Below are 24,122 nucleotides of genomic sequence, written 5' to 3'. Positions count from 1 at the left end.
TCATGAGCGAAGCCGAGAACCCGGGGCCCAGGGCGACCGACGACGACGCCTGGGCCAAGGCCTGTGCCGAGGACCTCGAAGCCGAGCGGTCCCGTCGCCGCACCGACTACGGCCGGCCTCCCGGATCCGCCGCCGAGGAGCTGCGCAAGCTCGTCGACGCCGTCGCCGACAAACTGTCCACCGTGCGCTCACCGCTGCTCGGGGCGGTCGCCGGACCTGCGGCGCAGCAGGTGGTGCGCCAGGTCGTGCAGCAGGCGAAGGCCGCCGTGGAGCCCGTTCTGGAGCGCAATCCGGACGTCTTCGACCATCTTGCCGCGGCCGGGGAGGAACTGCTCGCCGCCTACCGCTCCGCCGTCCAGGGCCAGGAAACCCGCTGGACGACCCGCGCCGACGACCTCCGCGGCGGCCCGAAGGACGACGACGGGCGCCACGACCGGGGTGACGACGGCGGTCAGGGTGAGCGCATCGACTTGGACTGACGGTCCCCTCGGGTACGGTTGGCCGTAGCGGGGCTCGACCGAAACTGAGGGATTCATGGGACTCACCATCGGCGTCGACATCGGCGGCACGAAGATCGCGGCCGGCGTGGTCGACGAGGAAGGCAACATCCTCTCGACCTTCAAGGTGCCGACCCCCACCACGTCCGAGGCCATCGTGGACGCCATCGCCTCGGCGGTGGCGGGCGCGCGTGCCGGGCACGACATCGTCGGCGTGGGTATCGGGGCGGCCGGTTACGTCAACCGGCAGCGTTCCACCGTGTACTTCGCGCCCAACATCGACTGGCGTCAGGAACCGCTGAAGGACGAGGTCGAGGCCCGCGTGGGCCTCCCCGTGGTGGTCGAGAACGACGCCAACGCGGCGGCCTGGGGCGAGTACAAGTTCGGCGCCGGCAAGGGCCACCGCAACGTCATCTGCATCACCCTCGGCACCGGCCTCGGCGGCGGCATCATCATCGGCAACAAGCTGCGCCGCGGCCACTTCGGCGTGGCCGCCGAGTTCGGCCACATCCGGATGGTGCCGGACGGTCTGCTGTGCGGCTGCGGCTCGCAGGGCTGCTGGGAGCAGTACGCCTCCGGCCGCGCCCTCGTCAGGTACGCCAAGCAGCGCGCCAACGCCACCCCCGAGCACGCCGAGGTGCTGCTCGCCCTGGGTGACGGCACCCCCGACGGCATCGAGGGCAAGCACATCTCCATGGCCGCCCGGCAGGGCGACCCGGTCGCCGTCGACTCCTACCGCGAGCTGGCCCGCTGGGCCGGTGCCGGCCTCGCCGACCTGGCCTCGCTCTTCGACCCCTCGGCGTTCATCGTCGGCGGCGGCCTCTCGGACGAGGGCGAGCTGGTCCTCGACCCGATCCGCAAGTCGTACAAGCGCTGGCTGGTGGGCGGCAACTGGCGTCCGGTCGCCGACGTGATCGCGGCCCAGCTCGGCAACAAGGCCGGTCTGGTCGGCGCGGCCGACCTGGCCCGGGAGCCCGACCCGATCATGTGACGGCCCCACCCGGGACACACTGACGCCGCGCGCCCCGCACCCCGACCGGGGCGCGGGGCGTTCGTGCCGGACGCCTCCGCGACACGGCGGCGGCGAGCGGCGGCACTCCCGCTCGCGGCCGGGACCCGGTAGGACCCTCGCGGGGTGCGCCGTGGCCGGGATCAGCCGCCCACGGCCGCCCCCGGCCGCCCTCGCGCGTCGGCCCGGACGGTGCCGGTGCCCCGCGACGGCCGACGCGGGGCAGGACGGGGCAGGACGGGGCGGGCCGGGGCGGGGCCCGCGGCGGGCTGTGCGGGGCGGGCCGACGCGACGCCCGTGGCGGTCGGTGTGCGGCGCTGCCGTGCGGGGCGGGCGACCCGGAACCGTTCGCGACCCGCGTCCGCCGGGGACGGTCACGGCGTATCTTGCGTGCATGGCGACGTCGCTCCCGCTGCTTCCGGCCTCCCGTACCGAGCCCGACGGTTCGGCCGTCATCCGCGTCCTCTCCTACAACATCCGCTCGATGCGCGACGACACCGCCGCGCTCGCCCGGGTGATCGGCGCCTGCGCCCCGGACCTGGTCCTGATCCAGGAGGCGCCGCGGTTCTTCCGCTGGCGCAAGAAACTGGCCCGACTGGCCGCCGCGTCCGGACAGGTGATCCTCTCCGGCGGCGCCACGGCCGCGGGGCCCGCGCTCCTCACCTCGCTGCGCGCCACCGTGGAGAGCACCGAGGACGTGCTGCTGCCGCTGACCCCCGGCCTGCACCGACGCGGCTTCGCGACGGCCGTGGTCCGGTTCGGCTCGGCCCGGCTCGGCGTGCTGAGCTGCCACCTCAGCCTTCAGCGCGAGGAGCGCCAGGCGCAGGGCGGGATGCTCCTCGACCGGCTCGCCGCGCTGGGCGTGGAACACGCGGTCGCCGGCGGCGACCTCAACGAACACCCCACCGGCCGCACCTTCCGGCGGCTCGCCGAGGGGCTCCAGGACTGCCGGACCACCGCGCCCTGGGGCGGCGAGTACACCTCCACCGCCACCGACCCCCACCAGCGCATCGACGCGATCTTCGCCACCGCGGGCGTGGAGGTGCTGGGCTGCGGGGTGCCGCTCGGCCAGCCCGGAGTGACCGGGGCAGACCTGAGGGCGGCCACGGACCACCTTCCGGTGCTGGCCGCCCTCAGGGTTCCCGCCTCGTAGTTCCGTGGCCCGGGTTCAGACCACCGCGCCCCGGCCCGGATCGCCGTCGTCCTCGTCGTCCGTCTTCATCCGCACCACCAGCGTGGCGAAGCCGCCCAGGAAGCCGCCGACGCCGAGGGTCGTCAGCCACCAGGTCATGTCCCAGCCGAGCAGGACCGCGACCAGGAGCAATATCGGGCCGCCGACCACCCCCAGCCAGGCGAACCGGGCGGTGGTGTCCGCCTCGGGCAGCGGCGGCGGCTCGGGCGGCACGAAGTGGCCCTCGTCGTCCTCGTCGAAGTCGTCCTCGGACGGCTCGGGCGCGGTGTAGTCGCGGGGCCCGAGGCCGGGCGCGAAGGAGACCGAGCTGCCCAGCGGTCTGACCGGCTGCTTCTCCTCCGGCTTGTCGTCGTTCGGCTCGGCCTCCAGCAGTGCCAGGTCCTCGACCGTCCTGAACGGCTTCGCGCCCGGCGGGTCCGGCGGCTCCGCGCCGTAGCCCGCGACGATCGCCGCCCACGCGGCGTCCTCGTCGAAGGACACCCCGCCGTCCTGCGGCTCGTGCTCCCGGTGACCGTCGTGCTCCCGGTGACCGTCACGTTCCCCGTGGTCGTCGCGCTGTCCGCGGGCGTCGGGCGCCCCGCGGTTCTCCCGCTCCTCGCGGTCCTCGCGCTCCGAGTCGTGCTCAGCCACCTGCGGCCGTCCCTTCCTTGCCGACACTGGGTGCGAGCCGGCCGATGAAGGCGTAGCTCTCCTCGAAGACCCGGTTCGCGTCGTGGTCCAACGTCGCCACGTGGTAGCTCTGTTCCAGCATGACCTCCGTTACGTCCGTCGACGACACCCGACTCAGGACGCGGGCGGAGTCGGCCGGCGGAACGACATGGTCCTGCGGGCTGCGCAGGAGCAGCAGCGGCTGGGTGACCTGCGGCAGTTCGCCGTCGACCAGCCGGAAGAAGTTCCGCAGGGAGTGCGCCGCGTCCAGTGGCACCCGGTCGTAGCCGAGCTCCACCACGCCCTCCTTGGCGATGTCGCTCGCGATGCCCCGGGTCGTACGCACGAGGTGGCGGGCGACCGGGAGGGTGTACGCGGACAGTCCGTGGACCTTGTTCGCCGGGTTGACGACGATGACGCCGTCGACCGCGTCCCCGTGCCGGGCGGCGAGCCGCAGGGCCAGCGTGCCGCCCATGGACAGACCGGCCACGAACACCCGGGCGCAGCGGTCGCGCAGGGCGCGCAGCTCCCGGTCGACCTCCGCGTACCAGTCCTGCCAGCCGGTGATCCAGAGGTCCTCCCAGCGGGTGCCGTGCCCCGGCAGCAGCGGCAGCGACACGGTCAGCGACCGGTGGGCGAGGAACTGGGCCCAGGGGCGCAGCGACTGCGGGGAACCGGTGAAACCATGGCAGAGGAGGACACCTACCTCCCCGCCCTCATGGCGGTACGGCTCGGCTCCAGGAAGGACCGGCACCTTCGGTCTCCTGTTCATATCAGGGGCGAGAACACTTTCCGAGTGTGGTTCACCGTACGCGACCGCACTGACACCGACCAGGGCCGTCGGGCCCATTGGCGGCACTCCGGGTTAAGGTCTGACCGACACACACAGGAGGCACTCGGTTGTTGTACGGCGCGATGAAGCTTTCCATCGGCGGGCCGCTGAAGATGATCTTCAGGCCCTGGGTGGAGGGCCTGGAGAACGTACCGGCCGAGGGCCCGGCGATCCTGGCGAGCAATCACCTGTCCTTCTCGGACTCGTTCTTCCTGCCCGCGGTCCTCGACCGCAAGGTCACCTTCATCGCGAAGGCCGAGTACTTCACCACGCCGGGGGTGAAGGGACGGCTGACGGCCGCCTTCTTCAAGGGCGTCGGCCAGCTCCCGGTGGACCGCTCCGGCGCGCGCGGCGCGGGCGAGGCCGCGATCAAGAGCGGCATAGACGTGCTGCGGCGCGGTGAGCTGTTCGGCATCTACCCGGAGGGCACGCGGTCGCCCGACGGCCGTCTCTACCGGGGCAAGCCCGGCGGCCTCGCGCGCGTGGCGCTCGCCACCGGAGCGCCCGTGCTCCCGGTCGCCATGATCGACACGGAGAAGGTCCAGCCGCCGGGGCAGGTCATGCCGCAGATGGTGCGGCCCGGCATCCGGATCGGCAAGCCGCTGGACTTCAGCCGCTACCACGGCATGGAGCACGACCGTTTCGTGCTCCGCGCGGTGACCGACGAGGTCATGTACGAGATCATGCGGTTGTCCGGCCAGGAGTACGTGGACATCTACGCCACCGCGGCCAAGCGGCAGATCGCGGACGCCGCGAAGGCGGAGAAGGAAGCGGGGAAGGCCGCGCTCGCGCAGGCGGCCGGGGAACAGCGCGAAACCGGGGAACGGCGCGAGAAGGACGAGTCGCAGGCGTAGAGCGCCCGGGGCACGACGGTCCGGGGCGGGGCGGGGGCGTGGGGGATTGGCCAGGCGCGTCAGAGTCATGAGCATGTCCGTGGAGCTGCCGCTGTGGCGCGCGCTCACCGGCTACCGGGTGCTGACCATGCTGTACGCGGTCGGCCTGTTCGCCACCGCCTACGACGGCTTCGCCCGTCCCTGGGTGGCGGTCTGCTACTTCCTCGTCCTGGCCGGGTGGACCCTGGCCACGCTGCCGAAGGTGGCGAACGCGGCGAGCTGCACGCGGGGGTTCCTCGCCGCGGACCTCACCGTCGCGCTGACCGGCATCCTCCTCACCCCGGTCGCCGACGCGCACCAGCGCATCCTCGACGGAGGTCCGACCCTGCCGTCGATATGGACGGCAGGGTCCGTGCTGGCCTTCGCCGTCAAGGGCGGCTGGCGCTGGGCGGCGGTCGCCTCCAGCCTGGTGGCCGCCGCGAACCTCGTGGAGCGCGGCGCCCCGACCCGCGACACCGTCCACAACGTGATCCTGGTCTGGGTCGCCGCCATCGCCATCGGCTACGTCGTCGAGGTCGCCCGCGCCTCGGAGCGGACCCTCGCCCGTGCCCTGGAGATCGAGGCGGCGACCCGGGAGCGGGAGCGGCTCGCCCGGGACATCCACGACGGCGTGCTCCAGGTGCTGGCGATGGTCCAGCGGCGCGGCGCGGTCCTCGGCGGCGAGGCGGCCGAGCTCGGCCGGATGGCGGGCGAGCAGGAGGTGGCGCTGCGCACCCTGGTCTCCGGCGGCCTGGTCCCGGTGTCCCGGGAGTCGCGGGACGCCGCCGACGGAGCGTTCGTCGTCGCGGTCGACGAGCCGGAGGACGACGGTCCGGTGGATCTGCGCACGCTGCTCGTCCCCTACGCCGCCGCCCGGGTCGGCCTGGCCGAGCCCGGCGCCCCGGTGCTGCTGGCCCCGGCCGCCGCGCGGGAGCTGGCCGCGGCCGTCGGGGCGGCCCTGGACAATGTGCGACGGCACGCGGGAGCGGAGGCCCGGGCCTGGATCCTGGTCGAGGACGAGCCGGACTCGGTCGTGGTGACCGTGCGCGACGACGGGCCGGGCATCCCCGAGGGGCGGCTCGCCCAGGCCGAGGGCGAGGGGCGGCTCGGGGTGGCCCTGTCGATCCGGGGGCGGCTGCGCGACCTGGGCGGCAGCGCCGAACTGTGCTCGACCCCTGGGCAGGGCACGGAGGTCGAGCTGACGGTGCCGAAGGACGCGGCGCGGCCCGTGGGGCAGGGCGTGGCGAGGCGGGCCGGGAATCGGGACGGGGACGGACATGGGGGAAGGCGGAGCGGCGGCGATGAGTGAGCAGCGGGAACCGATCAGGGTCATGGTCGTCGACGACCACCCCATGTGGCGCGACGCGGTCGCCCGCGATCTGGCCGAGTCGGGCTTCGACGTGGTCGCCACGGCCGGCGACGGCGAGCAGGCGGTGCGCCGGGCGAAGGCGGCCGGGCCCGACGTCCTGGTCCTCGACCTGAACCTGCCGGCCAAGCCCGGCGTCCAGGTGTGCAAGGAGGTCGTCGCCGCCGACCCGACCCTGCGGGTGCTGGTGCTGTCGGCGAGCGGTGAGCACGCCGACGTCCTGGAGGCGGTGAAGTCCGGCGCGACCGGCTATCTGCTGAAGTCGGCCTCGACGCAGGAACTGCTGGACGCCGTGCGCCGCACGGCCGTGGGCGACCCGGTCTTCACCCCGGGCCTCGCCGGTCTGGTCCTCGGCGAGTACCGTCGCCTGGCCGCCGAGCCGGCGCCCGCGGCCGAGACCGGCGCGGCGGACGCGCCGCGGCTCACCGACCGCGAGACCGAGGTGCTGCGGCTGGTCGCCAAGGGCCTGAGCTACAAGCAGATCGCCGAGCGCCTGGTCATCTCCCACCGCACGGTGCAGAACCACGTCCAGAACACCCTGGGCAAACTCCAGCTGCACAACCGGGTGGAACTGGTCCGGTACGCGATAGAGCGCGGGCTCGACGACGAGTGAGCCGGCCGGCGGGCCGGGCCGGCGGCCGCCCGCCGTCCGCCGGATGCCGCAGGACAACCCGATGAGCTGACCTGGTACGTAAACCGGCGGCCGCACAATTCACCGGAAATGCCCTTCCCGCCCATGCCGAAGTGACGTGGGTCACTATTACCGTGACCCTCACCAGGCAACCGTGGCGAAGGGACATTTCCATGCGGGTCGGAGTACTGACCGGGGGCGGCGACTGCCCCGGACTCAACGCCGTCATCCGGGGCATCGTCCGCAAGGGCGTGCAGGAGTACGGCTATGCCTTCGTCGGCTACAAGGACGGCTGGCGAGGGCCGCTCGAAGGAGACACGGTCCGCCTCGACATCCCGGCGGTGCGCGGCATCCTGCCCCGGGGCGGCACCATCCTCGGCTCCTCGCGGACCAACCCCCTGAACGAGGACGACGGCATCCGCCGGATCAAGGACAACCTCGCCAAGCACGAGGTCGAGGCCCTGATCACGATCGGCGGCGAGGACACCCTCGGCGTCGCGGCCCGGCTGTCCGACGAGTACGGCGTGCCCTGCGTCGGCGTGCCGAAGACCATCGACAACGACCTCTCCGCCACCGACTACACCTTCGGCTTCGACACCGCCGTGGGCATCGCGACCGAGGCGATCGACCGCCTGCACACCACCGCCGAGTCGCACATGCGCGTCCTCGTCTGCGAGGTCATGGGCCGCCACGCGGGCTGGATCGCCGTCCACTCGGGCCTGGCCGGCGGCGCCAACGTCATCCTCATCCCCGAGCAGCGCTTCGACGTCGAGCAGGTGTGCGCCTGGATCACCTCCCGCTTCAAGGCGTCGTACGCGCCGATCGTCGTCGTCGCGGAGGGCGCCATGCCCAAGGACGGCGAGATGGTCCTGAAGGACGAGTCGCTCGACTCCTTCGGACACGTGCGGCTGTCCGGCGTCGGCGAATGGCTGGCCAAGGAGATCGAGAAGCGCACCGGCAAGGAGGCCCGCACCACCGTGCTGGGGCACATCCAGCGCGGCGGCACCCCCAGCGCCTTCGACCGCTGGCTCGCCACCCGCTTCGGACTGCACGCCATCGACGCCGTCCACGAGGGCGACTTCGGCAAGATGGTCGCCCTGCGCGGCACCGACATCGTCCGCGTCCCGATCGCGGAGGCCACCGCCAAGCTGAAGACGGTGGACCCGAAGCTGTACCAGGAGGTCGGGGTCTTCTTCGGCTGAACCCGCGCCACCGGCCGCAGCGGGTCGTGGGCCGTAGGATCGGCCCATGGCCCAGCGGATCGGGAACGGGACGGGAGCGGTCGTGGAGATCCTCGCCTTCGGTGTCCAGGCGGACGAGAAGCCCCTGCTGGAGAAGGCGTTCGCCGGTCACCGCGAGATCCGCTGCCTGGACGTCTTCCTCAACGAGGACACCGCTCCCATCGCGGTGGGCCACGAGATCGTCTGCACCAGCGTCAACTGCGACCTCGGCGCCGGTGTGCTGGAGATCCTCGCGGCCGGCGGGACCCGGATGGTGGCCCAGCGCTCCACCGGCTTCAACAACATCGACCTCCAGGTCGCCGAGCGGCTCGGCCTGAGGGTCGCCCGGGTGTCGTCCTACTCGCCCCACTCGGTGGCCGAGTTCGCCTGGACCCTCGCCATGGCGGTCAACCGCCGGGTCGTCCGCGCGGCCACCCGCACCCGGGACTTCGACTTCCGCCTCGACGGCCTGATGGGCCGTGACATGCACGGCCGTACCGCGGGGATCATCGGCACCGGCAAGATCGGCGAGGCGTTCGCCAGGATCGCCCACGGCTTCGGCATGCGGCTGCTCGGCTGGGACGTCGCCGAGAACCCGGCCTGTCTGGAGCTGGGCATGACCTATGTGCCCAAGGACCGGCTCCTCGCCGAGTCCGACCTGGTCAGCCTGCACGTCCCGCTGATGCCGCAGACCAGCAGGCTGATCGACGCCGACGCCCTGAAGCTGATGAAGGACGACGCGATCCTGGTCAACTCCAGCCGCGGCGGTCTGGTCGACACCGCGGCCCTCGTCGCCGAACTGCGCGAGGGCCGCTTCACCGGCGTCGGCCTCGACGTCTACGAGGCCGAGGCGGGCCTGTTCTTCCTCGACAAGTCGTCGGAGGCCGTCGAGGACGACACCCTGGCCCGCCTGGTCACCTTCCCGAACGTCCTGGTCACCTCCCACCAGGCGTACTACACCGTGGACGCGGTGGGCCAGATCGTCGAGGCCACGGCGCGGAACGTCCTCGACTACACGGCCGGCCTGCGCTCCGCGAACGTACTGGTGCCGCGCAGCTGACCGACCAGCTCCCGTACGACGGCGGCGCCGTTCAGCGTCAGCACCGACTCCGGGTGGAACTGGACCCCGGCGAACGCGCCGCCGTGCGCGCCGCCCGGCCCGCGCAGCGCGTGCACCTCCCCGCCCGCACCACGGCTGACCTCGATGCCGCGCCCGGCCAGCTCCGCCAGGGCCGAGTCGTCGCAGCGCGCCACGAAGCTGTTGTAGAAGCCGACGGTCTCGGTCCGCCCGAACAGGTCGATCTGCGTCTGCGCCCCCTGGTAGGGCACCTCCTTGCGGACGATCGGCAGCCCCAGCTCGGCCGCGATCAGCTCGTGCCCGAGGCAGACCCCGAGGACGCCGTACCGGTGCTCCCCGAGCACCCGCGCGGTCAGCTCGCGCAGCACCCGCATCCTGGGGTCGGCGAGGTCCGCGGGATCGCCGGGGCCGGGGCCGAGGACGACCGGCCCCTCGTGCGCGAGCACCGCCTCCCGCAGTCCCGGCTCGTCATGGCGGCGCACGGTCACGTCCAGCCCGCCGGAGCGCAGCACGTGCGCGAGCATCGCGGTGAAGGTGTCCTCCGCGTCGACGACCAGGGCGTGCCCGGCGAGCTGCGCGGTCCGCTCCTGCATCCGCAGCCAGAACGGCGCCAGGGACGCCCGCCGCCCGTCCAGCGCGGCCCGCACCCGCGGGTCGTCCGCCAGCCGGGGCAGCGCCCGCCGCGCGCCGGGCCGCGGCGGACGCACCCCCAGCGCCGCCAGCACCCCCGCCGCCTTGGCGTGCGTCTCCGCGACCTCGCCCGCCGGATCCGACCCGCGCACCAGCGTGGCGCCCACCGGCACCCGCAGCCGCCCGTCCGCGTCGATGTCGGCGGTGCGGATGAGGATGGGGGAGTCGAGGGTCTGGGCGCCGCCCGCGTCCCGGCCGAGCAGCGCCAGCGCGCCCGCGTAGTAGCCGCGCCCGGCACCGTCCGGCCCGGCCGGCTCGTACCGCTCGATGACCCGGCAGGCGTTCTGCACGGGCGAGCCGGTGACGGTGGCCGCGAACATGGTCTCCTTCAGCACCTCCCGCACGTCCAGCGAGGACCGGCCGCGCAGCTCGTACTCGGTGTGCGCGAGGTGGGCCATCTCCTTCAGCCGCGGACCGACGACGACCCCGCCCATGTCGCCGACCGTGCACATCATCTTGAGCTCCTCGTCGACGACCATCGACAGCTCCTCGATCTCCTTGCCGTCGGCCAGGAAACCGAGCAGGTGCTCCGGCGTCGGCCCCGCGTCGGGATAGCGGTACGTCCCGCTGATCGGGTTCATCACGACCGTGCCGCCGGACATCCGCACGTGCACCTCCGGGCTCGCCCCCACCAGGGTCCGGTCCCCGGTGTGCACGACGAAGGTCCAGTACGCGCCCCGCTCGCCCGCCAGCAGCCGACGGAACAGCGCGAGCGCGCCGGCGCGCCCGAACCCGGGGATCCGGCCCGTGTAGGTCCGCCGGATCACGAAGTTCGCGCCCTCGCCCCGCCCGATCTCCTCGCGCAGCACCCGCCCGACGATGTCGGCGTACTCCTCGTCGCCGACGTCGAAGCCGCCGCCCTCGACCCGCACCTCGTGGTCCGGAAGCTGGTCCAGGGCGTCGGCGAGCGGGACGGCGTACGTCTCCTCGGGGGTGAGGAACACCAGCGGGGTGCCGTCGTCCCGCACGTCGAACCCGCGTTCGCGGATCTGGCGGAACGGGACGAGCGCGAGCCCCTCGTCGGGCAGGTCGGCGAGCCGGTCGTAGGCGGCGACCGGACCGAGGAGCACCTCCACGACCGAGTCGTCGTGGCCGGGGGCGCGGCGGCGCAGCAGGGCGAACGGGCGGGGGTCGTCGAGCAGGTCGAGCAACTGCATGGGTCCGTGTCCTTCTCGTGGGGAGGGACGGCCCGCGCCTCGGAGAACGCCGAAGGCCGCCCTCGGGCGGCCTTCGCGAAGTTTTGCGTACGCGCAGTCAGTGGGCCGCCGGATGAGCGGTCCACCACCAGTTCTGGGTCGAAAACGCGTACATGCGACGCACACTACCCCAACCCCGCTCCGGCGGCGCACATGTGAGTGAGACGCCGTCTCACCTGTCGAGCCGGGCGAAAAGGACTCGACGCGACCCCGTAGTGTTGAGTGCGTGACCGTGAACGCTGATTCCCGAAGTGTCGCCGCTCAGGCGACTTGGCGAGACCTGCCCGCGGCGCAGCAGCCCGAGTACCCGGATGCCGAGGCTCTGCGCGATGTGATCGCCGAGCTCGAGTCGTATCCGCCCCTGGTGTTCGCCGGCGAGTGCGACCAGTTGCGTGCCCGGATGGCCGCCGTCGCCCGCGGTGACGCGTTCCTGCTCCAGGGCGGTGACTGCGCCGAGTCCTTCGACGCGGTGTCCGCCGAGCACATCAGGGCCAAGCTCAAGACGCTCCTCCAGATGGGCGCCGTGCTCACGTACGCCGCGTCCGTGCCCGTGGTCAAGGTGGGCCGGATCGCCGGCCAGTACTCCAAGCCGCGCTCCAAGGGCACCGAGACCCGTGACGGGGTGACCCTGCCCACCTACCGGGGCGACTCCGTCAACGGCTTCGACTTCACCGAGGCGGCCCGGGTCCCGGATCCCGCGCGGCTGAAGCGCATGTACAACGCCTCCGCCTCCACGCTCAACCTGGTGCGCGCCTTCGCCACCGGCGGTTACGCCGACCTGCGCCAGGTGCACGCCTGGAACCAGGACTTCGTGAAGTCGTCCCCGTCCGGGCAGCGCTACGAGCAGCTGGCGCGCGAGATCGACAACGCGCTGAACTTCATGCGGGCCTGCGGCACGGACCCGGAGGAGTTCAAGACCGTCGAGTTCTACTCCTCGCACGAGGCGCTGCTGCTCGACTACGAGTCCGCCCTGACCCGGGTCGACTCGCGCACCGGACAGCTCTACGACGTCTCCGCGCACATGGTGTGGATCGGCGAGCGCACCCGGCAGCTCGACCACGCGCACGTCGAGTTCGCCTCGAAGATCCGCAACCCGATCGGCATCAAGCTCGGCCCGACGACCACGGCCGAGGAGGCGCTGCGCTACGTCGACCGCCTGGACCCCGACCGTGAGCCCGGCCGTCTCACCTTCATCGTGCGGATGGGCGCGGACAAGGTCCGCGACAAGCTGCCCGAGCTGGTCGAGAAGGTCACCGCCTCCGGCGCCACCGTGGCCTGGGTGACCGATCCGATGCACGGCAACACCTTCGAGGCGGCCTCCGGCCACAAGACCCGCCGCTTCGACGACGTGCTCGACGAGGTCAAGGGCTTCTTCGAGGTCCACAAGGGCCTGGGCACGCACCCGGGCGGCATCCACGTGGAGCTCACCGGCGACGACGTCACGGAGTGCGTGGGCGGCGGCGACGAGATCTTCGTCGACGACCTGCACCAGCGCTACGAGACGGCCTGCGACCCGCGGCTGAACCGCAGCCAGTCGCTCGACCTGGCGTTCCTGGTCGCGGAGATGTACCGGGACCAGTAACCGGGCGGTTGGTGGCAGTGGGGCGCGGATCACATGCGATCCGCGCCCCTTCGCACTTTTGCGGGTTCTGCGCGACGGGTAAGGTTAGGTAAGCCTCACCGATCTTCGGGACGGCAAGACTGATCGATCCCGTCGGGAGGTGAATCCGCGTGTACGTGTGCAGCTGCTTCGGGGTGACCGAGGCGCAGGTCAAGAAGCACGCGGCGGACGGCGCGTGCACTCCGCGCCAGATCGCCTCGGCCTGCAAGGCGGGCACCGACTGCGGTTCGTGCGTGCGGCGGATCCAGGCGATCCTCGGCCGTGGGGCGTGCCCGCGCCGTGAGATGGCCGACCAGGGCAAGCCGGTCCTGTCCGCCCTGGACGAGGCGGCCTAGGCGTGTCCGCGGCGTGATCCGCCGGAGGGGCCCTAGCTTTCCGGCTGCTCGATCAGCTGCGCGAGGTAGAGCGCCTCTCCGAGCTTCTCCAGCAGCTCGAGCTGGGTGTCGAGGTAGTCGATGTGGTGCTCCTCGTCCTCCAGGATCGACTCGAAGATGTTCGCCGACGTGATGTCGCCCTTCTCGCGCATCACCTTGATGCCGCGCTTGAGGCGGTCGATCGCCTCCACCTCGATCTGCCGGTCGGCCTCGAACATCTCCTTGACGGTCTGGCCCACCCGCACGTGGAACAGGCGCTGGTAGTTCGGCAGCCCGTCGAGGAACAGGATCCGGTCGGTGAGCACCTCGGCGTGCTTCATCTCGTCGAACGACTCGTGCCGCGTGTACTTCGCGAGCTTCGTCCAGCCGAAGTTCTCCTGCATCTTCGCGTGCAGGAAGTACTGGTTGATCGCGGTGAGCTCACCGGTGAGCTGCTCGTTCAGGAATTCGATGACCTCGGGGTCGCCCTGCATCGCGTCAGGCTCCTTCCACGTGGGGGGACTGCGGTGGTTGCGGGCGCATGATTGCACCGCCGTAGAAGATCTTCCAGTAAGTGCGTACTTAGTAAGTAAGTGCATGCTCGATGCGGTTTGGGTAACTTTGTTCCCTTGGTCATGGGCACTGCCCGAGGTCTGTCAGGATGGAGACATGGGTCATCCGGTGGAGCGCGAATCAGGCGAAGCGGCACGGTCCGAGCTTCCGCCGGGACAGCGACTCCAGCGCGGCTGGCCCGTCACGCACTACGGGCCGGTGCCCAAGTTCCGGCCCGAGCGCTGGGAGTTCAGGGTCTTCGGGGCCACCGCCGACGGTGACAAGAGCTGCTGGAACCACGAGGAGCTGACGGCCCTGCCGTACACCACCGTGGTGGCCGATCTGCACTGTGTGACGAAGTTCAGCATGCTCGGCGCCGAGTGGGGCGGGATACCGGCCCGCGCCATCCTGGAGCTCGCCCCGCCCGCCCCGGCTGTCACCCATGTGATGGTGTGGGCGGAGTACGGCTTCAGCTCCAACCTCAGACTCGCGGACTTCGCCGCCGAGCGCACCATCTTCGCCACCCACAAGGACGGCGAGCTGCTCACGGCGGAGCACGGCTTCCCGCTCCGCCTGGTCGTCCCGCACCTGTACGCCTGGAAGGGCCCCAAGTGGGTCCGCGGTGTGGAGTACATGACCGCCGACCGCCGCGGCTTCTGGGAGGAACGCGGCTACCACAACGTCGGCGACCCGTGGCGGGAGCAGCGCTACTCGTACCAGGAGAAGCCCGGGGACGGCCCCGAGCTCTGAGCCCCGAGCTCCGAGCCCCGGGTCGGCAGTCGCGGGTCGGCGGCCCCGGGTCAGGAGTCGCGGAGTTTCTTCAGCCGCTCCACGTCGGCCGCGTGCCCTTCCTTGCCGCCCGGCGTCTCGATGATCAGTGGTACGCCCGCCGTCGCGGGGTGGGTCATCAGCGCCCGGAACGGGTCCTCGCCTATGTGACCGGCGCCGATGTTCTCGTGCCGGTCCTTGTGGGCGCCTGCCACGTCCTTGGAGTCGTTGGCGTGGATCAGCCTCAGCCGGTCCTCGCCGACGGTGTCCACCAGCAGGTCCAGCGTCTGGTGCATCCCGCTCGGACCGGTCAGGTCGTGACCGGCCGCGAAGACGTGGCAGGTGTCCAGGCACACGCCCAGCTTCGGATGGGCGTCCAGCGCCTCGAAGTACGGTCCGAAGTCCCAGGTCCGGGAGCACAGCGAGGAACCCTGGCCCGCGGTCGACTCCAGCAGCAGGTACGGGTCGTCGTCGTGGGTGAGCTCCTCCAGCAGCGGCAGCAGACGCTCCCGCACCTGCCGCAGGGCCACGGACCGCTCCCGCCCGCCGGTCGCGCTCCCGGTGTGCACGACCACGCCGAGCGCGCCGATCTCCCGCCCGCGCCGCAGCGAGTGCCGCAGCGACTCCACGGACCGCTCCACGGTCGCCTCGGTGTGCGAGCCGAAGTTGATCAGGTACGGGGCGTGCACGTACGCGGGGATCGACCCGTCCGCGCAGGCCGCGCGGAACTCCTCGTCCTGCCGCGGGTTGCCGGGCGGGGTGGCCCAGCCGCGCGGGTTGGCGACGAAGACCTGCACGGCCTCCGCCCTCAGGTCGCGGGCGTAGGCCAGCCCCACCGAGTTCAGGCCGCCGGCGACGGGGACGTGACCGCCGACGGGGTTGCGGGAGGGGCCGGGCTGCTCGTGTCTCACCTGTTCAGGGTGTCATGGGGCCCGGTGCGCCCCGGCACCGGCCGCCCGGAGGCCGGGGGACGGGAGCGGTTTTCGGCTCCGCGGGCAGGGAAGCGTCACAGGTCAGCTTCAGTACCTCCCCATACCGGCTTCAGCGGGAGGTACGTCCGTGGTGGCTCGTAGACTCAGCCCGTGGATACGACCCTTCAGGACCCCCTCGTCGGGCAGGTGCTCGACGGCCGGTATCGCGTCGACGCGCGGATCGCCGTCGGCGGGATGGCCACGGTCTACCGGGCCGTGGACACCCGCCTGGACCGCGTGCTCGCGCTCAAGGTGATGCACCCGGCGCTCGCGGTGGACGGCTCCTTCGTCGAACGGTTCATCCGGGAGGCGAAGTCCGTGGCCCGGCTCGCGCACCCCAACGTCGTCCAGGTCTTCGACCAGGGCAACGACGGGTCGTACGTGTACCTCGCCATGGAGTACGTGGCCGGCTGCACCCTGCGTGACGTGCTGCGCGAGCGCGGGGCGCTGCAGCCGCGGGCCGCCCTGGACATCCTGGAGCCGGTGCTGGCCGCGCTGGGCGCCGCCCACCGGGCCGGATTCGTGCACCGGGACATGAAGCCCGAGAACGTCCTCATAGGGGACGACGGGCGGGTCAAGGTCGCCGACTTCGGGCTGGTACGGGCCGTGGACACGGTCACCAACACCACCGGGACGGTGCTGGGCACCGTCTCGTACCTCGCGCCCGAGCAGATAGAGAACGGCACCGCCGATCCACGGGTGGACGTGTACGCGTGCGGTGTCGTCCTGTACGAGATGCTGACCGGCGACCGGCCGCACGAGGGGGACTCCCCCGCCGTGGTGCTCTACAAGCACCTCCACGACGACGTGCCGCCGCCCTCGGCCGTCGTGCCGGGGCTGCCGTACCCGCTGGACGAGCTGGTCGCGACGGCCACCGCGCGCAACCCGGACGTCCGGCCCTATGACGCCGTGGAGCTGCTGGCGCACGTGCGTCTGACGCGGGAGGCGCTGAGCGAGGAGCAGCTCGACGTGATGCCGCCGCAGGCGGTGGCGCCGTCGCACGACAACGCCGAGGACCGTACGAGCGTCATCCCGCGGGCACTGACCACGCCGCGACCGCTGCCCGTCGACGGGGACGACGGGCCCCGGGCGGGGGTCCAGCGCACCAGCAGGCTCCAGAGTCCGCCGCCGCTCCCGCCGCGCCGGGGGGCGGCCGGGTCCCGGCGGCTCGCCCTGATCGTCGCGGCCGTCCTGGTCGTGCTCGGGGTCGGCACCGGCGTCTGGTACATCAACTCCGGCCAGTTCACCAAGGTCCCGCCGCTGCTGGCGAAGACCGAGACCCAGGCCAGGGACCGGCTCCAGGCGGCCGGGCTGAAGGTCGGCACGGTCGAGCAGGCCTACAGCGACACCGTCGAGCGCGGCACGGTCATCCGCACGGACCCCGCGCCGGGCGAGCGCATCCGCGACCACGACGCCGTCACGATCACGCTGTCCAAGGGCCCGGAGACGGTGAAGGTGCCGGACCTCGCGGGATACCGGCTGGACAAGGCGCGGGCGGCGCTCAAGGACGACGGGCTGGTGCCGGGCCTGGTCACCCGCGAGTTCAGCGACGAGGTGTCCCGGGGCTCCGTGATCTCCACCGACCCGCAGCCGGGCGCGACACGGCACTCCGGCGCGGCGGTCGCCCTCACGGTCAGCAAGGGCAGCCCGGTGGACGTGCCGGACGTGACCGGCCAGGACCTGGCGGACGCCAAGGCCACGCTCACGCAGGCGGGCCTGAAGGTGGAGGTCGGCACCGCCCGGGTCAACTCGGAGTACGACGCCGGGCAGGTCGCGGCGCAGAACCCGGCCGCCGACGGCCAGGCGGCCGAGGGTGACACGGTGACGTTGACGCTGTCCAAGGGCCCGGAGATGGTCGCGGTCCCGGACGTGGTCGGCGCCGGTGTCGACGAGGCCAAGAGCCGGCTGGAGGCCGCCGGTTTCCAGGTCGAGGAGGACCGGGGCCTGCTCGGTCTGTTCGGCGACACGGTCAAGAAGCAGTCGGTGAAGGCCGGCGACAAGGCACCCAAGGGATCGACGGTCACGATCACCATCCGTTGACCGCAGCGGTCGGACCCCCGGCGCCGCGGCAGGCGGGGCCGGGGGAGCGGCGTACGACGGCCCGGGGGCGAACCCGGGCTGTCCCGCCCTAGGGCGTGTTTCGAAAGTCCCGTCTGCCCGGCGGCGTCTGGCACGCGCTCCCCCGGAGGGGGCACCCCCAGCCGCGTTGTCGGGATCGCCCCGATACAACCAGTATCGGGGCGACCCTCCGCCTTGCGATCGCACGCACCAGACGCCGCCGGGCCCGCCCTTCGGGCGGACGACGCTACTTTCGAAACACGCCCTAGAAGGCAGGACGCTCGGGATCCAGTGCGGCCAGTCCGGTCGCCGGGGACGACGCCCGGGCGAAGTGGCGCCGGGGGATCCGGCCGGCCAGTCGGGCCAGCCGCCCCGCCTCCACCCCGTACCGCATGGCGGCGGCCATCCGCACCGGCTCCTGAGCCCGGGTCACCGCCGAGGCGAGCATCACCCCGGCGCACCCCAGCTCCATCGCCAGCGCCACGTCCGACGCCGTACCGGCGCCCGCGTCGAGGATCACCGGCACCTGCGCCTGCTCGACGATGAGCTGGAAGTTGTGCGGGTTGCGGATCCCGAGCCCCGACCCGATCGGCGACCCCAGCGGCATCACCGCGGCGCACCCCACGTCCTGGAGTCTGCGTGCCAGCACCGGATCGTCGTTCGTGTACGGCAGTACCGTGAACCCGTCGTCGACCAGCGTCTCCGCCGCGTCCAGCAGCTCGACCGGGTCCGGCAGCAGGGTCCGCTCGTCGGCGACGACCTCCAACTTGACCAGGTCGGTGCCGAGCGCCTCCCGGGCCAGCCGCGCGGTCAGCACGGCCTCGCCCGCGGTGAAGCAGCCGGCCGTGTTCGGCAGCACCCGGATGCCGAGCCGTTCCAGCACCGACAGCACGGATCCGTGCACCGAGGCGTCCACCCGGCGCATCGCGACCGTGGTCAGCTCGGTGCCGGAGGCGACCAGCGCGCGCTCCAGCACGTCGAGGCTGGGCGCACCGCCCGTACCCATGATCAGCCGGGACGAATAGGACCTACCGCCGAGGACGAAGGGATCGTCGGCCACGGTTCAGCCTCCCTGGACGGCGGTGAGGACCTCGACCCGGTCGCCCTCGGCCAGGGCCGTGGCGGGCCACTGCCCGCGCGGGACGACGGTCTCGTTGACCGCGGCGGCCACGCCGGACGGCGCCGCGGTGAGCGTGCGCACCAGGACGTCGAGGGCCGTGCCGGCCGCGATCCGCCGGGGCTCGCCGTTGACGGAGACGGAGACGGCGGGGGCCGGGGCGGGGGTGGCCGGGGTGCTCATACGGGCAGCTCCGTGAGTGCGGCGGCGGCGAACCGCCGGGGGGTGAAGGGACGTGCCTCGTCCGGCAGCGAACCGGTGTCCAGCGTGTGCGCGAGCACGTCGCCGGTGACCGGGGTGAGCAGCACACCGTTGCGGTGGTGCCCGGTGGCCAGCAGCAGGCCGTCCAGCCCGGTCGGGCCGAGCAGCGGCGCGTTGTCCGGGGAGGCGGGGCGCAGCCCGGCCCGGGTCTCGGTGAGCGGCAGCTCGGTCAGGCCCGGCACCAGCTCGTGCGCGTCGCGCAGCAGCTCGTACACGCCCCCGGCGGTCACCGTGGTGTCCCAGCCCAGTTCCTCGCTGGTCGCGCCGACGACCAGCTCGCCGTTCTCCCGCGGCACCAGGTAGACATGCCCGCCGCGCACCACGGCCCGTACGGTCCGGCTCAGAAAGGGCGCGTACCGCGGCGGCACGGCCAGCCGGAGCACCTGCCCCTTCACGGGCCGCACCGGCGGCCGCAGGTCCGGCGGGAGCCCCGCGAGCCGCCCGCTGAGGCTGCCGGCCGCGAGCACCACCCGCTCCGCGGCCAGCGTCGTGCCCTCGCGTGTGACGATCCCCGTCGCCCGCTCCCGGGTGGTCTCCAGCCGCTCGGCCCACTCCCGGTGGAACACCACCCCCGACCGCTCGCACGCGACCACCAGGGCGGCCGCGAGGCGTCGTGGATCGACCTGGTGGTCGCCGTCGACCCGCAGCCCGCCGCGCACACCCGGCGCGAGCATCGGTTCCAGCCGTCGGCACTCCCGCCCGGACAGCCACTCGGACTCCAGCCCCGACTGCCGCTGGAAGACGTGCAGTTCGCGCAGCTCGGCCCGGTCGTCGGCGTCCAGCGCCACGGCGAGCGTGCCGCAGCGGCGGTAGCCGAGGTCGTGGCCCGTGAAGTCGGTGAGCTCCACCGCGAAGTCCGGCCAGCGGCGGGCCGAGGCGAGGTTCAGGGCGAGCAGCGTCTGCTCGCCGAAGTGCAGTTCCGTGACGGCGGCCAGCATCCCGGCCGCCACCTGCGCGGCCCCGCCGCCGGGCTCGGGATCCACCACGGCCGTGGCGAACCCGCGTTGCGCGGCCCGCCACGCCGTCACGAGTCCGATGATCCCGCCCCCCACGACGAGGACGTCTGACGTACGCGTAGGCGACATGGGCGTCCAGCCCCTCCCTTCGCCGGCATGACCCGGATCAGGTTCGTACGGTCGGAGGCCGCCAGCCTCCCTCTCAGCCCGGTGCGTCCGGGCTCCCGCGAGTGCTTGTACGTTGACCACCCTAGCCCGACGCCATAAGTCTCAGTAAGGGAGCCTTCGCCCATGGCCCGTTCGCTCGACGGTCTCGTCCTCGCCCCGGTGGCCGACCAGGCCGCGGGTCAGGTCGGTACCCGCACCCGGTTCACGTACCACGAGGAGGACGGCGCGATCTGGGCCGAGTACGAGGGCGGCGATGTCGTGCGCGGGCGGCTGGTGGGTACCCGGTCGGGTGACCGGCTGGACTTCCGGTACGTCCAGCTGGTGCGGGACGGCAGCACGGCGAGCGGCCACTGTGTGTCGACGGTCGTCGAACTCCCCGACGGCCGGGTGCGGCTGGAGGAGACCTGGGAGTGGGAGTCGCGGCCGGGCAGCGGGACCAGCGTGGTCGAGGAACCGGCCGAGCAGCCGGGGCGCCGGTGACGGAGCCGCCCTCCGAGTGCCGGACGGCCGGTTGTCTATGGTGATCGAGTGAGCGAGCAGACGCAGCAACGAGTGACCTCGGGACAGCGGCGCGTGGTCGTCGTCGGCGCGGGCATGGCCGGGGTGCAGACCGCGGTCGCCCTCCGGGAGCAGGGCTTCACCGGCGCGGTGACCGTGCTCGGCGCGGAGCCCCACCAGCCCTACGACCGGCCTCCGCTGTCCAAGGCCGTGCTGCTCGGCAAGGCCGAGGGCGCCGCCTTCGACGTCGACTTCGAGGCGCTCGGCATCGAACTGCGCCTCGGTTGCGAGGTGTTGGGCGTCCGCCCGGACGACCGGGAGGTGGACACCGCCGGTGGCGCCTCCCGGGAGGCCGATTCCGGCGCGGGGCCGGTCGCGGTGCCGTACGACGTCCTCGTCCTGGCCACCGGCGCCGAGCCGATCCGGCTGCCCGGCACGGAGGGCGTTCCCGGCGTGCATCTGCTGCGCACCCTCGACGACGCCGCGCGGCTGCGGCCGGTACTGGCCCGGCAGCACGACATCGTGGTCGTCGGCGCGGGCTGGATCGGCGCGGAGTTCGCGACGGCCGCCCGGGAGGCGGGCTGCGCGGTGACGGTCGTCGAGGCGGCGGACCGTCCGCTGGCCGGCGCGCTGCCCGCCGAGGTGGCCGCCCGGATGACCGGCTGGTACGCCGACAGCGGCGCCGAGCTGCGCACCCACGCGCGCGTGGCACGTGTCGAGCCCGGCGAGGTGGTGCTCGACGACGGCACCCGGCTGCCCGCGGGCGCGGTTGTGGTCGGTATCGGGGCCCGCCCCGCCACGGACCCGCTGGCCGGCTCCGGCATCGCCCTCGGCCCGCACGGAGAGGTCCTGGCCGACGCCTGCCTGCGCACCTCCGTCCCCGACGTCTACGCGGTCGGCGACTGCGCCTCCTTCCCCTCGGGCAGGTACGGCGAGCGCCTGCTGGTCCACCACTGGGACAACGCCCTCCAGGGGCCGCGCACGGTCGCGGCGAACATCGTCGGCGAGGCCACCGACGAACCCCCGGTGTTCTACGACCCGGTGCCCTACTTCTGGTCCGAGCAGTTCGGGCGCTTCGTGCAGTACGCGGGCCACCACGCCGGCGCCGGCACGACCGTGTGGCGCGGCGACCCGTCAGGTCCCGCGTGGACCGTGTGCTGGCTGCGCGAGAACCGTCTCGTCGCGCTGCTCGCCGTGGGGCGCCCCCGGGATCTCGCCCAGGGCCGGCGGCTGATCGAGGCCGGGGCGGTGATGGACCCCGGGCTGCTGGAGGACCCCGCGCGACCGCTGAAGGCGGCGACGGCGTAGCCCGCAGGGGGCAGCCCGGCTGTGCACGGCCGGTCCGGGATGGCAGTCTTGAAGGCGTGACCGAGATTGACGCAAAGATTGATGCTCTCGTCCCCGCCTGGCTCACCCTTCCCGACATCGCCGAGATGCTCGACGTCGAGGTGACCCGGGTGCGGCAGCTGGTCAAGGAGGGCCAGCTCATCGCCGTACGCCGGGGCGAGAACCGGGCGCTGCACGTCCCCGCCGCCTTCATCGACGAGGACAAGGTCGTCAAGGGCCTGACCGGGACCCTGACGCTGCTGCGGGACGACGGCTTCTCCGACGAGGAGATGCTGGAGTGGCTGTTCACTCCCGACCCGAGCCTGCCCGGCACCCCCGCGCAGGCCCTGAGCGAGAATCGCGGCACGGAGGTGAAGCGCCGCGCCCAGGCGCTCGCCGTCTGACCTGCTGATCCGAACAACCGTCCGACGTACGGCCGCGGCCCACGGCAGTGGCGCACCGCGGCCGTACGTCATCGCGCACCGCCCCGCCAGGGGCTCCGGGGGGAACCACGCATGCCCGACACCGACACCGCCGCCACCGCACGCGCCGCGCTCGCGGACGCCCGGCTCTACCTCTGTACGGACGCCCGGAAGGAGCAGGGCGACCTCGCGGAGTTCCTGGACGCGGTCCTGGCCGGCGGGGTCGACATCGTGCAACTGCGCGACAAGGGCATGGAGGCGGCCGAGGAGCTGGACCGTCTGGCGGTCCTCGCCGAGGCCTGCGCCCGGCACGGCAAGCTGCTCGCGGTCAACGACCGCGCGGACGTGGCGCACGCCGCCGGGGCCCGGGTGCTCCACCTCGGCCAGGGCGACCTCCCGGTCCCCGCCGCCCGCGCGATCCTCGGTGACGACGTCCTCGTGGGCCGCTCCACGCACTCCGCGGCCGAGGCGGAGGCCGCCGCCGTCCAGGACGGCGTGGACTACTTCTGCACCGGCCCCTGCTGGCCGACGCCCACCAAGCCCGGACGCCACGCGCCCGGCCTCGACCTGGTGCGCCACACCGCCGCCCTCGGCACCGGCCGCCCCTGGTTCGCGATCGGCGGCATCGACCTCGGCAACCTCGACGAGGTGCTCGACGCGGGCGCCCGCCGGGTCGTCGTCGTACGGGCGATCACCGGGGCGGACGACCCGGGCGCGGCGGCGGCGGAGTTCGCCGAGCGGCTGCGCAAGGCGTGACGTCCAGGACGCCGTCGGACGGCGCCCTGTCCAAGGGGTGGACAACAAGTCGACAATTCGGGCAAATTTCCCGCATTCGGTTGGGTGTCCGCCGCCCCCTGGCTAACCTGCGGGTATGGCCCTTGGAACCGCGTCCACCCGGACCGACCGCGCGCGTACCGTGCGCGACATGCTCGCCACCGGCAAGACGGTCCACTCCTTCGAGTTCTGGGCCCCGAAGACGGAGAAGGGCGAGCGCAACCTGTGGAACGCGCTGCGCCGGGTCGAGGCGGTCGCCCCGGACTTCGTCTCCGTGACGTACGGCGCGGGCGGCTCCACCCGGTCCGGCACCGTGCGGGCGACCGAGCAGATCGCCTCGGACACCACCCTCACCCCGGTCGCCCACCTCACCGCGGTCGACCACTCCGTCGCGGAGCTGCGCAACATCATCGGCCAGTACGCCGACGCCGGGATCCGCAACATGCTCGCGGTGCGCGGCGACCCGCCCGGCGACCCCATGGCCGACTGGGTGCCGCATCCGCAGGGTCTGACCTACGCCGCCGAACTCGTCCGGCTCATCAAGGAGTCCGGCGACTTCTGCGTGGGCGTGGCCGCCTTCCCGGAGATGCACCCGCGCTCCGCCGACTGGGAGTCCGACGTCGCGCACTTCGTCGACAAGTGCCGGGCCGGCGCCGACTACGCCATCACGCAGATGTTCTTCGAACCGGAGTCGTACCTGCGGCTGCGCGACCGGGTGGAGGCGGCCGGCTGTGCGACCCCGGTGATCCCCGAGGTGATGCCGGTCACCAGCGTCAAGATGCTGGAACGACTGCCACAATTGAGCAACGCCGCGATCCCGGAAGTCCTGAAAGAGCGGATCCTCACAGCGAAAGAGGATCCGGCCGCTGTACGCTCCATTGGCATCGAATACGCCACGGAGTTCTGCGCGCGGCTGCAGGCCGAGGGAGTGCCCGGACTGCACTTCATCACGCTCAACAACTCCACGGCTACGCTGGAGATCTACGAGAATCTGGGCCTGCACCAACCGCCGCAGGCCTAGACCGGCCGTACCCGGATACGACACA

Annotated in this window: 26 protein-coding genes and 1 riboswitch; of the genes, 17 read left to right on the top strand and 9 right to left on the bottom strand. The window is 72.6% G+C overall.

The window, feature by feature from the left end:
- Positions 1 to 2: 2 nt before the first annotated feature.
- From ACWC24_RS04385 to ACWC24_RS04375, 3 genes are all read left to right on the top strand, one after another.
- A complete protein-coding gene (locus ACWC24_RS04385; RefSeq protein ID WP_450661314.1) occupies positions 3 to 479 on the top strand; it encodes a DUF5304 domain-containing protein in 477 nt (158 codons plus the stop codon).
- A 55-nt stretch (positions 480 to 534) separates the two neighbouring features.
- Complete coding sequence (locus tag ACWC24_RS04380) at positions 535 to 1,488, top strand: ROK family glucokinase (RefSeq protein ID WP_450661313.1); 954 nt, start codon at positions 535 to 537, stop codon at positions 1,486 to 1,488.
- Positions 1,489 to 1,900: 412 nt separating this feature from the next.
- On the top strand, positions 1,901 to 2,659 hold the full coding sequence (locus ACWC24_RS04375) for an endonuclease/exonuclease/phosphatase family protein (protein ID WP_450661312.1): 759 nt from the start codon (positions 1,901 to 1,903) through the stop codon (positions 2,657 to 2,659).
- 15 nt (positions 2,660 to 2,674) lie between these two features.
- Here the strand turns inward: ACWC24_RS04375 and ACWC24_RS04370 are convergent, their stop codons facing one another.
- A complete protein-coding gene (locus ACWC24_RS04370) occupies positions 2,675 to 3,328 on the bottom strand; it encodes a hypothetical protein (RefSeq protein WP_450661311.1) in 654 nt (217 codons plus the stop codon).
- Positions 3,321 to 4,100: an alpha/beta hydrolase gene (locus ACWC24_RS04365; protein WP_450661310.1), complete on the bottom strand. Its 780-nt coding sequence runs from the start codon at positions 4,098 to 4,100 to the stop codon at positions 3,321 to 3,323. Before ACWC24_RS04365 ends, ACWC24_RS04370 begins: the two co-directional genes overlap by 8 nt.
- Before the next feature lie 161 nt (positions 4,101 to 4,261).
- Between ACWC24_RS04365 and ACWC24_RS04360 the strand changes: the two genes are divergently transcribed.
- The 5 genes from ACWC24_RS04360 (at position 4,262) to ACWC24_RS04340 (ending at position 9,327) form a co-directional block, all read left to right on the top strand.
- The gene (locus tag ACWC24_RS04360; protein ID WP_450661309.1) at positions 4,262 to 5,032 is read left to right on the top strand and encodes a lysophospholipid acyltransferase family protein; all 771 of its coding nucleotides are present in this window, start codon (positions 4,262 to 4,264) and stop codon (positions 5,030 to 5,032) included.
- Positions 5,033 to 5,078: 46 nt separating this feature from the next.
- Positions 5,079 to 6,359, top strand: coding sequence for a MacS family sensor histidine kinase (gene macS, locus ACWC24_RS04355; protein WP_450661308.1), 1,281 nt, complete (start codon positions 5,079 to 5,081; stop codon positions 6,357 to 6,359).
- A complete protein-coding gene (locus tag ACWC24_RS04350) occupies positions 6,352 to 7,029 on the top strand; it encodes a response regulator (RefSeq protein ID WP_450661307.1) in 678 nt (225 codons plus the stop codon). Before macS ends, ACWC24_RS04350 begins: the two co-directional genes overlap by 8 nt.
- Positions 7,030 to 7,220: 191 nt before the next feature.
- Positions 7,221 to 8,249 carry a 6-phosphofructokinase gene (locus ACWC24_RS04345; RefSeq protein ID WP_450661306.1) on the top strand — a complete coding sequence of 343 codons (1,029 nt, stop codon included), beginning with the start codon at positions 7,221 to 7,223 and terminating at the stop codon, positions 8,247 to 8,249.
- 82 nt (positions 8,250 to 8,331) lie between these two features.
- The gene (locus ACWC24_RS04340) at positions 8,332 to 9,327 is read left to right on the top strand and encodes a 2-hydroxyacid dehydrogenase (protein ID WP_450661426.1); all 996 of its coding nucleotides are present in this window, start codon (positions 8,332 to 8,334) and stop codon (positions 9,325 to 9,327) included.
- On the opposite strand, the gene ACWC24_RS04335 is transcribed toward ACWC24_RS04340, so the two are convergent.
- Together ACWC24_RS04335 and ACWC24_RS04330 are read right to left on the bottom strand one after the other, a co-directional pair.
- On the bottom strand, positions 9,279 to 11,192 hold the full coding sequence (locus tag ACWC24_RS04335) for an anthranilate synthase family protein (protein WP_450661305.1): 1,914 nt from the start codon (positions 11,190 to 11,192) through the stop codon (positions 9,279 to 9,281). The two genes, ACWC24_RS04340 and ACWC24_RS04335, sit on opposite strands and share 49 nt — an antisense overlap.
- Positions 11,193 to 11,289: 97 nt before the next feature.
- Complete coding sequence (locus ACWC24_RS04330; RefSeq protein ID WP_450661425.1) at positions 11,290 to 11,346, bottom strand: trp operon leader peptide; 57 nt, start codon at positions 11,344 to 11,346, stop codon at positions 11,290 to 11,292.
- 111 nt (positions 11,347 to 11,457) lie between these two features.
- Here ACWC24_RS04330 and ACWC24_RS04325 point away from each other — a divergent pair, with 111 nt between their 5' ends.
- Positions 11,458 to 12,813 carry a class II 3-deoxy-7-phosphoheptulonate synthase gene (locus ACWC24_RS04325; RefSeq protein WP_450661304.1) on the top strand — a complete coding sequence of 452 codons (1,356 nt, stop codon included), beginning with the start codon at positions 11,458 to 11,460 and terminating at the stop codon, positions 12,811 to 12,813.
- 149 nt (positions 12,814 to 12,962) lie between these two features.
- Positions 12,963 to 13,187: a (2Fe-2S)-binding protein gene (locus ACWC24_RS04320; protein ID WP_162468861.1), complete on the top strand. Its 225-nt coding sequence runs from the start codon at positions 12,963 to 12,965 to the stop codon at positions 13,185 to 13,187.
- Positions 13,188 to 13,219: 32 nt separating this feature from the next.
- Here the strand turns inward: ACWC24_RS04320 and bfr are convergent, their stop codons facing one another.
- On the bottom strand, positions 13,220 to 13,699 hold the full coding sequence (gene bfr, locus ACWC24_RS04315) for a bacterioferritin (RefSeq protein WP_327314471.1): 480 nt from the start codon (positions 13,697 to 13,699) through the stop codon (positions 13,220 to 13,222).
- Positions 13,700 to 13,874: 175 nt separating this feature from the next.
- On the opposite strand from bfr, the gene ACWC24_RS04310 reads away from it, so the two are divergent.
- Positions 13,875 to 14,507 carry a sulfite oxidase-like oxidoreductase gene (locus ACWC24_RS04310; RefSeq protein WP_450661303.1) on the top strand — a complete coding sequence of 211 codons (633 nt, stop codon included), beginning with the start codon at positions 13,875 to 13,877 and terminating at the stop codon, positions 14,505 to 14,507.
- A gap of 50 nt (positions 14,508 to 14,557) precedes the next feature.
- Here ACWC24_RS04310 and ACWC24_RS04305 read toward each other — a convergent pair whose 3' ends face one another.
- Positions 14,558 to 15,436 carry a deoxyribonuclease IV gene (locus ACWC24_RS04305; RefSeq protein ID WP_450661302.1) on the bottom strand — a complete coding sequence of 293 codons (879 nt, stop codon included), beginning with the start codon at positions 15,434 to 15,436 and terminating at the stop codon, positions 14,558 to 14,560.
- 171 nt (positions 15,437 to 15,607) lie between these two features.
- Here ACWC24_RS04305 and pknB point away from each other — a divergent pair, with 171 nt between their 5' ends.
- Entirely contained in the window at positions 15,608 to 17,536 is a 1,929-nt protein-coding gene (gene pknB, locus ACWC24_RS04300) for a Stk1 family PASTA domain-containing Ser/Thr kinase (RefSeq protein ID WP_450661301.1), read from the top strand.
- 283 nt (positions 17,537 to 17,819) lie between these two features.
- Here the strand turns inward: pknB and ACWC24_RS04295 are convergent, their stop codons facing one another.
- The 3 genes from ACWC24_RS04295 to thiO all read right to left on the bottom strand — a co-directional run bounded on the left by ACWC24_RS04295 (position 17,820) and on the right by thiO (position 20,017).
- Positions 17,820 to 18,614 carry a thiazole synthase gene (locus ACWC24_RS04295; RefSeq protein WP_450661300.1) on the bottom strand — a complete coding sequence of 265 codons (795 nt, stop codon included), beginning with the start codon at positions 18,612 to 18,614 and terminating at the stop codon, positions 17,820 to 17,822.
- Between the two features lie 3 nt (positions 18,615 to 18,617).
- Positions 18,618 to 18,854: a sulfur carrier protein ThiS gene (thiS, locus tag ACWC24_RS04290; RefSeq protein WP_450661299.1), complete on the bottom strand. Its 237-nt coding sequence runs from the start codon at positions 18,852 to 18,854 to the stop codon at positions 18,618 to 18,620.
- The gene (gene thiO / locus ACWC24_RS04285; protein WP_450661298.1) at positions 18,851 to 20,017 is read right to left on the bottom strand and encodes a glycine oxidase ThiO; all 1,167 of its coding nucleotides are present in this window, start codon (positions 20,015 to 20,017) and stop codon (positions 18,851 to 18,853) included. The genes thiS and thiO overlap by 4 nt, the downstream gene beginning before the upstream one ends.
- Positions 20,015 to 20,126, bottom strand: a riboswitch (TPP riboswitch). (Overlaps the previous gene by 3 nt.)
- Positions 20,127 to 20,179: 53 nt before the next feature.
- On the opposite strand from thiO, the gene ACWC24_RS04280 reads away from it, so the two are divergent.
- From ACWC24_RS04280 to metF, 5 genes are all read left to right on the top strand, one after another.
- On the top strand, positions 20,180 to 20,536 hold the full coding sequence (locus ACWC24_RS04280; RefSeq protein WP_450661297.1) for a hypothetical protein: 357 nt from the start codon (positions 20,180 to 20,182) through the stop codon (positions 20,534 to 20,536).
- 48 nt (positions 20,537 to 20,584) lie between these two features.
- Complete coding sequence (locus tag ACWC24_RS04275; protein ID WP_450661296.1) at positions 20,585 to 21,862, top strand: NAD(P)/FAD-dependent oxidoreductase; 1,278 nt, start codon at positions 20,585 to 20,587, stop codon at positions 21,860 to 21,862.
- Between the two features lie 56 nt (positions 21,863 to 21,918).
- Positions 21,919 to 22,284 (top strand): Rv2175c family DNA-binding protein, encoded by a 366-nt coding sequence (locus ACWC24_RS04270; protein ID WP_005478255.1) that lies wholly within the window; start codon positions 21,919 to 21,921, stop codon positions 22,282 to 22,284.
- A 111-nt stretch (positions 22,285 to 22,395) separates the two neighbouring features.
- Positions 22,396 to 23,058: a thiamine phosphate synthase gene (gene thiE / locus ACWC24_RS04265; RefSeq protein ID WP_450661295.1), complete on the top strand. Its 663-nt coding sequence runs from the start codon at positions 22,396 to 22,398 to the stop codon at positions 23,056 to 23,058.
- A gap of 115 nt (positions 23,059 to 23,173) precedes the next feature.
- Complete coding sequence (gene metF, locus ACWC24_RS04260; RefSeq protein ID WP_450661294.1) at positions 23,174 to 24,097, top strand: methylenetetrahydrofolate reductase [NAD(P)H]; 924 nt, start codon at positions 23,174 to 23,176, stop codon at positions 24,095 to 24,097.
- Positions 24,098 to 24,122 lie beyond the last annotated feature (25 nt).

It is taken from the genome of Streptomyces sp. NPDC001443, assembly GCF_053597355.1.
The sequence above is the reverse complement of the archived record's forward strand: the minus strand, read 5'-3'. Positions and strand labels throughout refer to the sequence as shown.